Raw genomic sequence first — 12,890 nt, 5'->3', positions numbered from 1 at the left:
TCGCGCGACCACGGCTCTATCTCGGGGACGCGGGAGCGTCGGTAGAATCCAGGGGTGACCTCCCCCGCCGGAACCCCCTCTCCTGCCGTGCCCGAGCCCGAGGACCACGTCGACGACGTGCCCGAGCAGATGCAGGTCCGCCGCGAGAAGCGCGAGCGGATCCTCGCGCGCGGCGACGAGCCCTACCCCGTCTCGGTGCCGCGCACGACCACGATCGCCGAGGTCCGTGCCGCGTACGCGCACCTGGAGACGGGCGAGGAGACGCAGGACGAGGTCGGCGTCGCCGGCCGCGTGGTGTTCCTGCGCAACACCGGCAAGCTGTGCTTCGCCACGCTGCAGGACGGCGAGGGGAACCGCCTGCAGGTCATGCTCAGCCAGGCGGTCGTCGGGGAGGAGTCCCTCGCGGCGTTCAAGTCCGACGTCGACCTCGGCGACCACCTGTTCGCGCACGGCCGCGTCATCAGCTCGCGCCGCGGCGAGCTGAGCGTGTTCGCGGACGCGTGGCAGATCGCCGCGAAGGCGCTGCGTCCCCTCCCGGTGCTCCACAAGGAGCTCTCGGAGGAGGCGCGCGTGCGCCAGCGCTACGTCGACCTCATCGCCCGCCCGGCGGCGCGGGACACCGTGCGCCTGCGCGCCGCCGTCGTGCGCTCGATCCGCGAGAACTTCTGGGAGCGCGGTTTCGTCGAGGTCGAGACCCCGATGCTCCAGACGCGTCCGGAGGGTGCCGCCGCGCGCCAGTTCGAGACGCACATGAATGCGTTCGACATCGACCTGTTCCTGCGCATCGCGCCCGAGCTGTTCCTCAAGCGCGCGGCCGTCGGGGGCGTCGAGAAGGTGTTCGAGATCAACCGCAACTTCCGCAACGAGGGCGTGGACTCCACGCACTCGCCGGAATTCGCGATGCTCGAGGCGTACGAGGCCTACGGCGACTACGACACGATGGCCGTGCTCACCCAGAACCTCGTGCAGCGCGCCGCGCAGGACGCTCTCGGCACGACGCTCGTGACGCTCGCCGACGGCACGGAGTACGACCTCGGCGGGGAATGGACCCAGCTGAAGATGTACGACTCGCTCTCGGACGCGCTGGGCGAGCACATCACCCCCGAGACGTCGGTCGAGACGCTGCGGGCGTTCGCGGACAAGCACGAGCTCTCCTTCGACCCGAAGAACGTCAATCACGGAAAGCTCGTCGAAGGCCTGTGGGAGCACCTCGTGGGAGACCATCTGGTCGCACCGACGTTCGTGCGGGACTTCCCGGTCGAGACCTCGCCGCTGACGCGCGACCACCGCACGGTGCGCGGGCAGGTCGAGAAGTGGGACCTCTACGTGCGCGGCGTCGAGCTCGCGACGGCGTACTCCGAGCTCGTGGACCCGGTGGTCCAGCGGCAGCGGTTCGAGGCGCAGGCCCTGCTCGCCGCGGCCGGTGACGAGGAGGCCATGCGCATCGACGAGGACTTCCTCACCGCGATGGAGTACGCGATGCCCCCGTCCGGCGGGATGGGCCTGGGCATCGACCGCCTGCTCATGGCGCTCACCGGTCTCGGCATCCGCGAGACCATCCTCTTCCCGCTCGTGAAGCCCGCGCAGTAGCGCGGCCGAGAACTAGGACCGACAGCATGGACATCTGGCCCACCCTCGCGGCGCTGATCCCGTCGATCGGCGTCGGCGTGCTCTTCTATGTCGCGATGCGCGCGATCGTGCGCGCGGACCGCAACGAGCGCGCCGCGCTGGCGCGCCTCGACGCGGAACAGGAATCCGCCGCGCGCGGGAATGCTGCTCCCGCGCACGACTCCTGATCTCCGCGGAAGGCCGTCGGGCGGCGTCCCGAAATGATGGACCGCCGTCCAAGAATTGCCCGTCAGGTACGGTGCGCACGTTCCGTCGGCGCGGCGTGTTCAATTGACGCTCACCATTCGCGGTGGCATCCTGACGACGACAGCAATTCCTGTGAAGCGTGAGGAAACCACAGTGGCCCAGAAAGTCCAGGTAATTCTCGTCGACGATCTCGACGGGGGTGCGGCCGACGAGACCGTCACGTTCGCACTCGACGGCGTCTCCTACGAGATCGACCTCAGCACGAAGAATGCCCAAGAGCTGCGCGACGCCTTTGCGTCGTGGGTCGGCAACGCGCGCAAGGTCTCGTCCCGCACGAGCTCGGCCCGGCCGGCCCGCCGCAGCGGCGGCGGTCGTTCGTCCGGCTCGGCCCGTGCGACCGAGGTCCGCGAGTGGGCCCGTGCCAACGGCTACACGGTCAACGACCGCGGGCGCATCTCCCAGGAGATCCAGACCGCGTACGACGCCGCGCACTGACGCGTCGTCTCACCGAGCACCGGGGCGCCCGGCCGACGACACGTCGGCCGGGCGCCCTTCTCGTGCGCCGGGGCGCTCGTGCCGAGCCGCCCGCGCGGAGAACTAGGCTCGGGGCATGACCTCCGCGACCCGCGCCCTCTGGATCGGCACCTACCCGCACCCGAGCGGCGCGGAGGGCGTGTGGCGCGTCGAGCTCGACGTCGACCCGGCCGCGGGCACCGGCTCCTTCGGGGGCGGCACGCTCGCCGCCGCGTCGGGGTCGCCGTCGTTCCTGGCGCTCGACGGTGACACGCTCTACGCGGTGGGGGAGACGGAGGCCGGCTCCGTCTCGGCGTTCGCCGTCGGGCCCGACGGCGCCCTCACCCCCCGGGGTGGCCCGGTCGCCACGGGCGGCTCGTACCCGTGCCACGTCGCCGTGAGCGGTGACGTGCTCGTCGCCAACTACGGCGACGGCGTCCTCACGGTCGTGCCGACGACGGACGACGGCGCGTTCGAGACGAGCCCGCCCGACGCCGGCCCGCGCCGGCACGGGCACGCGGGGACCGGCCCGGTCGCCGACCGCCAGGAGGGGCCGCACGCGCACTTCGTCGCGCCCCTCGCGCACCTCGGCGCGGCGGACGACGGCAGCGGCGCGGTGCTCGTCGTCGACCTCGGCACCGACGAGCTGCGCCGGCACGACCCGGCCGCGCCCGACGGCTCGACGGCCCGCGTCGTCGCGACCTTCCCGCCCGGCACGGGCCCGCGCCACCTCGCGGCGCTGCCGTCGGGGCACCTCGTCGTCGTCGGCGAGCTCGACCCGGCGCTGTTCCTGCTCTCCCCGGTGGACGGGCCGGACGGCGTGCGCACCTATGACGTCGTCGCGCGCTACGACGTCACGCACGCCGCCGCTCCGGCCGACGGCGGGAACTACCCCTCGCACGTCGCGGTCACGGCGGACGGCACGCGTGTCCTCGCCGCGGTGCGCGGCGCCGACGTGCTCGCGGTGCACGCGGTCGAGCCGGGGCCGGACGGCGGCGTGCCCACGCTGCGTCACCTCGCCGACTCGCCCGTGGGCGGCGCGTGGCCGCGCCACTTCGCGATCCTCGGGGCCGCGACCTGCGCGGGGTCGGGCGCCGAGGCCGACCAGGGGGACTCCGACGCGCCCCTGCACGACCTCGTCGTCGTGGCGAACCAGAACGACGACCCGCTCGTCGAGCGGCCCGCCGTGGCCGGCCCGGACGCCCCGACGTCGAACCTCGCGCTCCTGCGCGTGCGCCGCTCGGACGGCGCCGCCCAGGTGCTCGACGTGCTCGCGCTCCCGGCCCCGGCGTGCGTCGTGGAGGCCTGACCCGCCGTGACGACGCTCGACCTGCCGGGCGGAACCGCCCCCGACCCGTCGGACCCGCTGCGGGTCGCGATGCTCTCGGTGCACACGTCGCCGCTCGACCAGCCGGGCACCGGCGACGCGGGCGGCATGAACGTGTACGTCACCGAGCTCGCGCACGCGCTCGCGCGCCGCGGCGCGCAGGTCGAGATTTTCACGCGCGCGACGGCGTCGAGCCAGCCGCCCGTGGTCGAGGTGTCCGACGGCGTGACGGTGCGCCACGTCGCCGCCGGGCCCTTCGAGGGGCTCGACAAGAACGACCTCCCGGGCCAGCTCTGCGCGTTCACGGCCGGGGTGCTCCGGGCCGAGGCCCGGCATCGCGAGGGCTGGTACGACGTCGTGCACACGCACTACTGGCTCTCGGGGCAGGTCGGGTGGCTCGCCGCCGACCGCTGGGACGTCCCGCTCGTCCACACCATGCACACGCTCGCGCGCGTGAAGAACGCGGCGCTCGCGCCGGGTGACGCGCCCGAGCCGCTCGGGCGCATCATCGGCGAGGAGCAGGTCGTCGCGGAGGCGGACGCGCTCGTCGCGAGCACGGACGCGGAGGCGCAGGACCTCGTGCGCGACTACGCGGCCGACCCGGCGCGCGTGCACGTCGTGCCGCCGGGCGTGGACCTCGAGCTGTTCTCCCCGGCGCCGGGCGCCACGACCGGCGACGCCCGGGCGCGCCGCGAGCGGCGGCGCGCGCTGCAGGCCGACCTGGGCCTGCCGGTGGACGGCGGCCTCGTCCTCTTCGCCGGGCGCGTGCAGCCGCTCAAGGGCCCGGACGTGCTCGTCCGAGCGCTCGGCGTCCTCGCCGCGCGCGGGGAGCCCGTGCCGACGCTCGTCGTGCTCGGTGGCCCCAGCGGCCGCCCGACGGCCGTCCGCGAGCTCGAGGCCCTCGCCTACCAGGTGGGCGTGAGCGACCGGCTCGTCGTCCGCCCGCCCGTCCCGCGCGACGAGCTCGTGCGCTGGTACCGGGCGGCCGACGTCGTCGCCGTCCCCTCGCACAACGAGACGTTCGGGCTCGTCGCGGCCGAGGCGGAGGCGAGCGGCACGCCCGTGGTCGCGGCCGCCGTCGGCGGGCTGCGGACCGTGGTGGAGGACCAGGTCTCCGGCGTCCTCGTGCCCGACCACGACCCGGAGACCTGGGCGCGCTTCCTCGCGGACCTGCTCGCCGACGACGCCCGCCTCGCGACCCTCGGCGAGGGCGCCCGACGCGCGGGGGAGCGGTTCGGGTGGGACGTCGCGGCGGTCCGGATGCTCGACGTCTACGCGCAGGCGAAGAAGGTCCGCGCGGCGCGCTGACCGCGCGGACCGGTACGCGGGGTCACGCCGGGCTCAGTCGTCCGCGCGCTCCAGCACGAGGACGGGGATCTCCCGCGACGTCTTCTCCTGGTAGTCGGCGTACGGCGGGTAGGCCGCGACCGCGCGCTCCCACCACAGCGCCTTCTCCTCGCCGTGGACCTCGCGCGCGACGTAGTCGTGGCGCTCGGTGCCGTCCTGCAGCTCGACCCGCGGGTGCGCGAGCACGTTGAGGTACCAGACCGGGTGCTTCGGCGCGCCGCCGAGCGACGCGACGACCGCGTACGCGCCGTCGTGCTCGACGCGCATGAGCGGGGTCTTGCGGACCTTGCCGCTGCGGCGCCCGAGCGTCGTGAGGACGACGACGGGCATCCCGTTCATGGTCGTGCTGCGCGTCCCGCCGGACGACTCGTAGGCCTCCGCCTGCTCGCGGGACCAGGTGCTCGGGCTCGGTGCGTACTCTCCGTCGATCGGCATGCGGGAGAGAACGTGCGCGACGGCGCGCTGATTCCCGGCCGCGCCCCCGGCCGTGGCGCGGCGCTGCTCGGGCGGCCCGGGACGGCCGGACCTTCGTCCCACGCCGCGCGGCGACGGTCACCACCACGTGGGACGCGCGTGCCGCGGCGCCGGGCCGTGCGGCAGGATGGAGGCATGACCTACACCCTCGTGCTGCTCCGCCACGGCGAGAGCGAATGGAACGCCAAGAACCTGTTCACCGGCTGGGTGGACGTCGCCCTGTCGGAGAAGGGCACCGAGGAGGCGAAGCGCGGCGGTCAGCTCCTCACGGAGGCCGGCGTCCTGCCCGACGTCGTGCACACCTCGCTCCTGCGCCGCGCCATCACGACGGCGAACCTCGCGCTCGACGCGGCCGACCGCCACTGGATCCCCGTGAAGCGGTCCTGGCGCCTCAACGAGCGGCACTACGGTGCGCTCCAGGGCAAGAACAAGAAGCAGACCCTCGAGGAGTTCGGCGAGGAGCAGTTCATGCTCTGGCGCCGCTCCTACGACGTCCCGCCGCCCGAGATCGAGCTCGGCTCCGAGTTCTCGCAGGACACGGACCCGCGCTACGCCGACGCCCCCGTCGTGCGCACCGAGTGTCTCAAGGACGTGCTCGAGCGCGCCCTGCCGTACTGGGACGGCGAGGTCGTCCCCGACCTCAAGGCGGGCAAGACCGTCCTGGTCGCCGCGCACGGCAACTCGCTGCGCGCGATCGTCAAGCACCTCGACGGCATCTCCGACGAGGACATCGCCGCGCTCAACATCCCGACCGGCATCCCGCTGCTCTACGAGCTCGACGAGGACCTCAAGCCCGTCACGAAGGGCGGCCGCTACCTCGACCCCGAGGCCGCCGCCGAGGCCGCCGCAGCGGTCGCGAACCAGGGCCGCTGACCGGCCCCACCCCCCGCACGACCGTGGCCCGTCCGGAGATCCGGACGGGCCACGGTCGTCTGCGCCGGTCGAGCGGGCGCTCCCGGCGGCGGGTCAGGCGGTCGCGCGCGTGCTGCCCGCGGGTGCGCCGCGGTCGTCGGCGAACTCGCCGGTCACGAGGTACGTCACGCGCTTGGCGATCGACACCCCGTGGTCGCCGAAGCGCTCGTAGTAGCGGCCCACGAGCGTGACGTCGACCGTCTCCTGCGGCGTGCCCGTCCACGTGCCGTCGAGCAGCGCGCTGAACGTGTCCTGGTGCAGCTTGTCGAGCAGGTCGTCGTCACGCTCGATGTTCGCGGCGACGGTGAGGTCGCGCGTCGTGAGGAGCGTGGTCGTGCGCCGCGCCACGCGGACGGCGGCGTCGTGCATCTGCTCGAACGTGCGGTGCAGCGACGGCTCGATCGCGCGGCCCGGGTAGCGGCCGCGTGCGACCTGCGCGATGTGGCGCGCGAGGTCGCCCATGCGCTCCAGGGTGGCGCTCATGCGCAGCGCGCTGACGACGACCCGCAGGTCGGTCGCGACGGGCTGCTGCTGCGCGAGCAGCAGCACGCAGCGCTCGTCGAGCTCGCGCTCGAGGGCGTCGATCGTGTGGTCGTCGCCGATCACCGACTGCGCGAGCTGCAGGTCCGCCGTGAGGAGCGCCTGCCCGGCGCGGTTCACGGCCGACTCCACCAGCCGGCTCATCTCGGCCAGGTCGTCGCCGACCTGCTTCAGCTCGGCCTCGAAGATCTCCCGCATCGCTTCCCTCTCGTCGTGACCGGTCGGTCCGGTCCGTGACGGCGTGCGCCCCGACGCGCCGGGAGGCGCCCGGGCACGCCGTCGGCTCCTGACACGCTCGCAGGCGTGGTCGACCGGCCGGTGAACACCAGTGCGCCGTCAGGTGAACTCTTGGCGGCTCGGGCCCGCCCAGGGGCCGGCAGGGCCGGGAGGGAGCGCGCGCGACCGTACGCTGGACGGGTGCAAGCCGAGAGTCTGATCGAGGGCGTGACCGTGCTGCTCGCCGGTGTCGTGGGCATCGTCGTCGGCGTGATCGCCGCGATCGCGTTCCGCGTGAGCGAGCGGCAGCAGCGCGCCGCGCGCGAGGAGACCGCGCCGGAGCTCGACGAGGGACTCGTCCGGGTGCTGGCCGTGCTGCGGTCCGCCGCCGTCGTGCTCGACGGCGAGGGGGAGGTCGTGCGGGCCAGCCCGCCCGCGTACGCGCTGGGGGTCGTGCGCGGGGACGCGATCGCGCACGCCGCGATCCGCGACATGATCGACGACGTGCGCCGGGACGGCGTGATCCGCGACGAGGAGCTCGAGCTCCCGCGCGGTCCCGTCGGCCGGGGCACGGTGATGCTCCAGGTGCGCGTGGCCCAGGTGGGCCCGCACCACGTGCTCGTGCTCGCGGAGGACCGGACGGAGGCGCGGCGCGTCGAGGCGATCCGCCGCGACTTCGTCGTCAACGTGTCCCACGAGCTGAAGACGCCGGTGGGCGCGCTCGCGCTGCTCGCGGAGACCGTCCAGGACGCCGCGGACGACCCGGTGGCGGTGCGCCGGTTCGCCGCACGCATGCAGTCCGAGGCGACGCGCCTGTCCGCGCTCGTGCAGGAGATCATCGAGCTGTCGCGGCTCCAGGTCGCGGGAGCCCTGCAGGAGGTGACGGTCGTGCCGGTGCGCGGCGTGGTCGAGGAGGCCGTCGACCGCGCCCGCACGACCGCGCAGGGCAAGGGCATCGTGCTCACGACGGGCGGCGAGCTGGACGCCGCGGTCTACGGCGACCACAACCTGCTCGTCACCGCGGTGCGCAACCTCCTCGACAACGCGGTGGCCTACTCGGGCGAGAACACGCGCGTCGGCGTCGGCGTGACGCGGTCGGGCGACCTCGTCGAGATCGCCGTCGTGGACCAGGGCATCGGGATCGCGGCCGACGAGCAGGCGCGGGTCTTCGAGCGGTTCTACCGCGTCGACCCGGCGCGCTCGCGCGACACCGGGGGCACCGGCCTCGGGCTGAGCATCGTCAAGCACGTCGCCGCCGACCACGGCGGCGAGGTGACGATGTGGTCCGAGCCGGGCCGCGGGTCGACCTTCACGCTCCGCATCCCGGCGGCGAACGTCCCGGCCGCGCGGACGCGCGGCGCGGTGACCGACCGGGTGGCCGAGCAGGCACCCGACGGGCACGCGACGGAGGGTCGCGCACCGGACGAGCACGAGCGTGTGCCGCACGAGCACGCGTCGGACGACGGCGCCCCGGACGCGGGCGCACGGAACAAGGAGGTAGGCGCGTGACGCGCATCCTGGTGGTGGAGGACGAGGAGTCGTACCGCGACCCGCTGACGTACCAGCTGCGGCGCGAGGGCTTCGACGTCGTCGAGGCGGCGACGGGCACGGAGGCGCTGGAGCGGTACGACGCCGACGGCGCGGACCTCGTCCTGCTCGACCTCATGCTCCCCGGCCTGAGCGGCACGGAGGTGTGCCGGGAGCTGCGCCAGCGTGGCGACGTCCCCGTCATCATGCTCACGGCGAAGGACTCGGAGATCGACAAGGTCGTGGGCCTGGAGCTGGGCGCGGACGACTACGTGACCAAGCCGTACTCGTTCCGCGAGCTGCTCGCCCGCGTGCGCGCCGTGCTGCGGCGCAAGGGCGGGGAGGCCGGCGCCGAACCGGTCGCGGAGAGCGCGCTCGAGGTCGGCCCCGTCCGCATGGACGTCGAGCGGCACACCGTGAGCGTGGACGGCGAGGTCGTGCCGTTCCCGCTCAAGGAGTTCGAGCTCCTCGAGCTGCTCCTGCGCAACGCCGGTCGCGTGCTCACGCGCGGGCAGCTCATCGACCGGGTGTGGGGCACGGACTACGTGGGGGACACCAAGACCCTCGACGTCCACGTCAAGCGCATCCGGTCGAAGATCGAGCCCGAGCCCGCGAGCCCGCGCTACCTCCTCACGGTGCGGGGCCTCGGCTACAAGATCGCCGACGGCGTCGGGCAGGCCTGACCCGACGGTCCCGTCCGGCGGTCCCGTCCGGCACGAACGACCGGCGCGACTGCCGGCACGACGGCCCCGGTGCGTCCCTCGCGGACGCACCGGGGCCGTCGTCGTCCGACGCCGCGGGGCCCGCCGCGCGAGCCGGCAGCCCGGCACGGAAGGTCTGTGCACTGTTCATCCGTCGTTCACCCGCTCTCGGGGAACGCGTCACCCGGCGCTCCTAGCGTCGGGATCGTCACCGGCGCTCGCTGGTGGCACGAGACGCGTGAACAGGATGGAACGAAGAGTGAAGCTCAGCCGATTCTCCCGTGCAGGATCCGCCGTCGCGGTCGGCGCGCTCGCCCTGACCCTCGCCGCGTGCGGGTCGGACGACCCCGTCGGCGGCGCCGACGGCTCCACCGGTGGTTCCTCCGAGGGCTCGTCCGAGACCGCGAGCGACCTCAGCGGTGAGCTCAACGGTGCGGGCGCGAGCTCGCAGGAGTCCGCCATGGAGGCGTGGCGCGCCGGGTTCCAGAGCGCGAACCCCGACGTCACGGTCAACTACGACCCGGTCGGCTCCGGCGGTGGCCGCACCCAGTTCCTCGAGGGCGGCGTCGCGTTCGCCGGCTCCGACGCGGTGCTCAAGGAGGAGGAGATCACCCAGTCGCAGGCCGTGTGCGGCCCCGACGGCGCGATCGACCTCCCCGTCTACGTCAGCCCGATCGCGATCATCTACAACCTGCCGGAGGTCGCCGAGCTGAACCTCGCCCCGGCCACGATCGCGGGCATCTTCAACGGCACCATCACGCAGTGGAACGCGCCGGAGATCGCCGCCGACAACCCTGACGCGACGCTCCCCGACGTGGCGATCACGCCCGTCCACCGCTCCGACGAGTCGGGCACCACCGAGAACTTCACCGAGTACCTCGCCGCGACCGCGGGCGACGCGTGGGGCCACGAGCCGAGCGGCGACTGGCCGACGCAGGGCGGCGAGTCCGCGCAGGGCACGTCCGGCGTCGTGCAGACCGTCCAGGGCGGCGAGGGCACGATCGGCTACGCCGACGCCTCGAAGGCCGGCGACCTCGGCACCGCGAAGATCAAGGTCGGCGAGGAGTGGGTCGCCTACTCCCCGGAGGCCGCGGCCAAGGTCGTCGACGCGTCGCCGCGCGTCGAGGGCCGGCACGAGCACGACATCGCGGTCGAGCTGGACCGCACCACGACCGAGGCCGGCGCCTACCCGCTGGTGCTCGTCTCGTACGCGGTGGCGTGCCTCAACTACGAGGACGAGGCGACGGGCGACCTCGTCAAGGCGTTCCTCACCTACGTCTCGAGCGAGGAGGGCCAGTCGGCCTCCGCGTCGGCCGCGGGCAGCGCGCCGATCTCGGAGGACCTGCGCACGGACGTCCACGCGGCCGTCGAGGCCATCACGGTCGGCGCCGCCGGCTGACGACCGCCGGGCGCCGGGGGGGGCGGCGGGGCCTGCGGGCCCCGTCGCCCCCGACCCGCGACCAGACCGTACGCCGCAGGACAGCACACCGGGAGCACGAGAGTGACCACCACAGCCCCACCCACGACGCCGGGCCCCGCGCCGGGCGGCTCGTCCGAGCCCGTGCGACGCGCGGGCACCTCGCGCCGCCGCGCCCGCAACAGCGACCGTGGTGTGAACCGCGCGTTCCGCTGGACCGCGACGGGCGCCGGCGCGCTCATCCTCGCCGTGCTGGCCGCGGTCGCGATCTTCCTGCTGCTGCGGGCGTGGCCCGCGCTCAGCGCGGGCGGGGCCGAGCTGAGCGAGCAGGTCGCGTGGTTCCCCGAGGGCGCGTCGCTGCTGTCGTTCGTGGGGCCGCTGATCTTCGGCACGCTGCTCGCGGCGGCGCTCTCGCTCGTGCTCGCGACACCCGTCGCGATGGGCATCGCGCTGTTCATCTCCCACTACGCGCCCCGCCGGCTCGCCTCGACCCTGGGCTACGTCGTCGACCTGCTCGCGGCGATCCCCAGCGTCGTCTACGGCCTGTGGGGCTCGCTCGTCCTCCCGCCGGTCGTCGTGCCGGTGTGGTCCTGGCTCGCCGACACCCTCGGGTGGTTCCCGCTGTTCGCCGGCCCGGCGTCGCCGACCGGTCGCGTCCTGCTCACCGTCGCGCTCGTGCTCGCCGTGATGATCCTGCCGATCATCACGGCCGTGAGCCGCGAGGTGTTCCTCCAGACGCCGAAGCTCCACGAGGAGGCCGCGCTCGCCCTCGGTGCGACGCGCTGGGAGATGATCCGCACCGCGGTCATCCCGTTCGGGCGGTCGGGCGTCATCTCGGCCGCGATGCTCGGCCTCGGGCGCGCGCTCGGCGAGACGATGGCCGTGCTCATGATCCTCTCGCCCGGGCTCCTCTACTCGTTCAAGATCCTGCAGGCGGGGCAGCAGCAGACGATCGCCGCGAACATCGCGGCGGACTTCCCCGAGGCGAACCCGCTCGGGGTGAGCGCCCTCATCGCGACGGGCCTCGCGCTGTTCGTCATCACCCTGCTCGTCAACATGGGCGCCCGCGCGATCGTCGCGCGGCGCAAGGACTTCTCGGGAGCCAACTGATGAGCGCCCTCAGCACCAGCCCCGCGCGCGGGGCCTCCGCACCGGACCCGGAGCGCACCGCGTCCGTGCGCGCGCTCCTGCGCGGCGCGGACGCCGGACGCCGCCGCAAGGACCGCACCATGACGGTCCTCATGTGGGGCGCGTTCGCCCTCGCGATGGTGCCCCTCGTGTCCGTCGCATGGACCGTCGTCGTGCACGGCATGGAGCGGTTCGACGTCTACTTCCTCACGCACTCCATGCGCGGCGTCTTCGGCGGCATGGACGCGGGCGGCATCTACCACGCGATCCTCGGCACGCTGCTCATCACGCTCGGCGCCGCGGTGATCTCGGTGCCGATCGGCCTGCTCGCCGCGGTCTACCTCGTCGAGTACGGGCGCGGGCCGCTCGCGCGCGCGGTGACGTTCTTCGTCGACGTCATGACCGGCATCCCGTCGATCGTCGCGGGCCTCTTCGCGTACGCGCTCTTCGCGGTGCTGTTCGGGCCGGGGGTGCGCATGGGCATCGTCGGCTCGGTCGCGCTGTCCGTCCTCATGATCCCGGTCGTCGTGCGCTCGTGCGAGGAGATGCTCCGGCTCGTGCCGAACGAGCTGCGCGAGGCCGCCTACGCGCTCGGCGTGCCCAAGTGGCTCACGGTCGTGCGGGTCGTGCTCCGCACGTCGATCGCCGGCATCACGACGGGCGTCATGCTCGCCGTCGCGCGCGTCATCGGCGAGACCGCGCCGCTCCTCATCACGGTCGGCGTCGTCGACTCGATCAACGGCAACCTCTTCGAGGGCCGCATGATGACGCTCCCGGTGTACGTCTACCGGCAGTACAGCCAGGGCCTGGTGCCCTGCAGCAACGTCACCGACGCCGTGTGCCTCCCCGACATCAACTACGACCGGGCCTGGGCGGCCGCCCTGACGCTGATCCTCATCGTCATGCTGCTCAACCTCGTCGGGCGACTCGTCACCCGCTGGTTCGCGCCCAAGACCCTCCGCTAGAACAGGAC

13 protein-coding genes are annotated in these 12,890 nt (G+C 73.7%); 11 read left to right on the top strand and 2 right to left on the bottom strand.

The genetic code is table 11. The features are described from left to right. Window positions 1-129: 129 nt before the first annotated feature. The 5 genes from lysS to mshA all read left to right on the top strand — a co-directional run bounded on the left by lysS (window position 130) and on the right by mshA (window position 4,963). Window positions 130-1,590: a lysine--tRNA ligase gene (gene lysS / locus MT994_RS16180; RefSeq protein WP_082774819.1), complete on the top strand. Its 1,461-nt coding sequence runs from the start codon at window positions 130-132 to the stop codon at window positions 1,588-1,590. A 26-nt stretch (window positions 1,591-1,616) separates the two neighbouring features. Next, entirely contained in the window at window positions 1,617-1,796 is a 180-nt protein-coding gene (locus MT994_RS16175) for a hypothetical protein (RefSeq protein ID WP_021483783.1), read from the top strand. 172 nt (window positions 1,797-1,968) lie between these two features. Next, window positions 1,969-2,310 (top strand): Lsr2 family protein, encoded by a 342-nt coding sequence (locus MT994_RS16170; RefSeq protein ID WP_021483784.1) that lies wholly within the window; start codon window positions 1,969-1,971, stop codon window positions 2,308-2,310. A gap of 115 nt (window positions 2,311-2,425) precedes the next feature. Further along, window positions 2,426-3,637: a beta-propeller fold lactonase family protein gene (locus tag MT994_RS16165; RefSeq protein WP_354807063.1), complete on the top strand. Its 1,212-nt coding sequence runs from the start codon at window positions 2,426-2,428 to the stop codon at window positions 3,635-3,637. A 69-nt stretch (window positions 3,638-3,706) separates the two neighbouring features. Then, window positions 3,707-4,963 carry a D-inositol-3-phosphate glycosyltransferase gene (gene mshA, locus MT994_RS16160; RefSeq protein ID WP_354807085.1) on the top strand — a complete coding sequence of 419 codons (1,257 nt, stop codon included), beginning with the start codon at window positions 3,707-3,709 and terminating at the stop codon, window positions 4,961-4,963. 33 nt (window positions 4,964-4,996) lie between these two features. Here the strand turns inward: mshA and MT994_RS16155 are convergent, their stop codons facing one another. Next, on the bottom strand, window positions 4,997-5,437 hold the full coding sequence (locus MT994_RS16155; RefSeq protein ID WP_043653402.1) for a nitroreductase family deazaflavin-dependent oxidoreductase: 441 nt from the start codon (window positions 5,435-5,437) through the stop codon (window positions 4,997-4,999). Between the two features lie 174 nt (window positions 5,438-5,611). Between MT994_RS16155 and MT994_RS16150 the strand changes: the two genes are divergently transcribed. Then, window positions 5,612-6,349 (top strand): phosphoglyceromutase, encoded by a 738-nt coding sequence (locus MT994_RS16150; RefSeq protein ID WP_021482508.1) that lies wholly within the window; start codon window positions 5,612-5,614, stop codon window positions 6,347-6,349. A gap of 93 nt (window positions 6,350-6,442) precedes the next feature. On the opposite strand, the gene phoU is transcribed toward MT994_RS16150, so the two are convergent. Next, entirely contained in the window at window positions 6,443-7,126 is a 684-nt protein-coding gene (gene phoU, locus MT994_RS16145) for a phosphate signaling complex protein PhoU (protein WP_354807062.1), read from the bottom strand. A gap of 219 nt (window positions 7,127-7,345) precedes the next feature. Here phoU and MT994_RS16140 point away from each other — a divergent pair, with 219 nt between their 5' ends. The 5 genes from MT994_RS16140 (at window position 7,346) to pstA (ending at window position 12,882) form a co-directional block, all read left to right on the top strand. Beyond that, complete coding sequence (locus MT994_RS16140) at window positions 7,346-8,653, top strand: ATP-binding protein (protein ID WP_354807061.1); 1,308 nt, start codon at window positions 7,346-7,348, stop codon at window positions 8,651-8,653. After that, a complete protein-coding gene (locus tag MT994_RS16135; RefSeq protein WP_076406159.1) occupies window positions 8,650-9,354 on the top strand; it encodes a response regulator transcription factor in 705 nt (234 codons plus the stop codon). Before MT994_RS16140 ends, MT994_RS16135 begins: the two co-directional genes overlap by 4 nt. A gap of 277 nt (window positions 9,355-9,631) precedes the next feature. After that, complete coding sequence (pstS, locus tag MT994_RS16130) at window positions 9,632-10,771, top strand: phosphate ABC transporter substrate-binding protein PstS (RefSeq protein ID WP_021483683.1); 1,140 nt, start codon at window positions 9,632-9,634, stop codon at window positions 10,769-10,771. A gap of 102 nt (window positions 10,772-10,873) precedes the next feature. Continuing rightward, complete coding sequence (pstC, locus tag MT994_RS16125; protein WP_082774769.1) at window positions 10,874-11,899, top strand: phosphate ABC transporter permease subunit PstC; 1,026 nt, start codon at window positions 10,874-10,876, stop codon at window positions 11,897-11,899. Continuing rightward, on the top strand, window positions 11,899-12,882 hold the full coding sequence (pstA, locus tag MT994_RS16120) for a phosphate ABC transporter permease PstA (RefSeq protein WP_354807060.1): 984 nt from the start codon (window positions 11,899-11,901) through the stop codon (window positions 12,880-12,882). The genes pstC and pstA overlap by 1 nt, the downstream gene beginning before the upstream one ends. The last annotated feature ends 8 nt before the right edge of the window (window positions 12,883-12,890 follow it).

Source organism: Cellulosimicrobium sp. MI9406 (genome assembly GCF_040595865.1).
In the GTDB taxonomy this organism is placed as follows: Bacteria; Actinomycetota; Actinomycetes; order Actinomycetales; family Cellulomonadaceae; genus Cellulosimicrobium; species Cellulosimicrobium funkei.
This window is presented reverse-complemented; position numbering and strand designations above follow the sequence as displayed.

Bases quoted from the DNA above. Each gene is read 5' to 3' on its own strand.
- lysS (WP_082774819.1), top strand. From the start codon at position 130: ATGCAGGTCCGCCGCGAGAAGCGCGAGCGGATCCTCGCGCGCGGCGAC.
- MT994_RS16175 (WP_021483783.1), top strand. From the start codon at position 1,617: ATGGACATCTGGCCCACCCTCGCGGCGCTGATCCCGTCGATCGGCGTC.
- MT994_RS16165 (WP_354807063.1), top strand. From the start codon at position 2,426: ATGACCTCCGCGACCCGCGCCCTCTGGATCGGCACCTACCCGCACCCG.
- mshA (WP_354807085.1), top strand. From the start codon at position 3,707: ATGCTCTCGGTGCACACGTCGCCGCTCGACCAGCCGGGCACCGGCGAC.
- MT994_RS16155 (WP_043653402.1), bottom strand. From the start codon at position 5,437: ATGCCGATCGACGGAGAGTACGCACCGAGCCCGAGCACCTGGTCCCGC.
- MT994_RS16150 (WP_021482508.1), top strand. From the start codon at position 5,612: ATGACCTACACCCTCGTGCTGCTCCGCCACGGCGAGAGCGAATGGAAC.
- phoU (WP_354807062.1), bottom strand. From the start codon at position 7,126: ATGCGGGAGATCTTCGAGGCCGAGCTGAAGCAGGTCGGCGACGACCTG.
- pstA (WP_354807060.1), top strand. From the start codon at position 11,899: ATGAGCGCCCTCAGCACCAGCCCCGCGCGCGGGGCCTCCGCACCGGAC.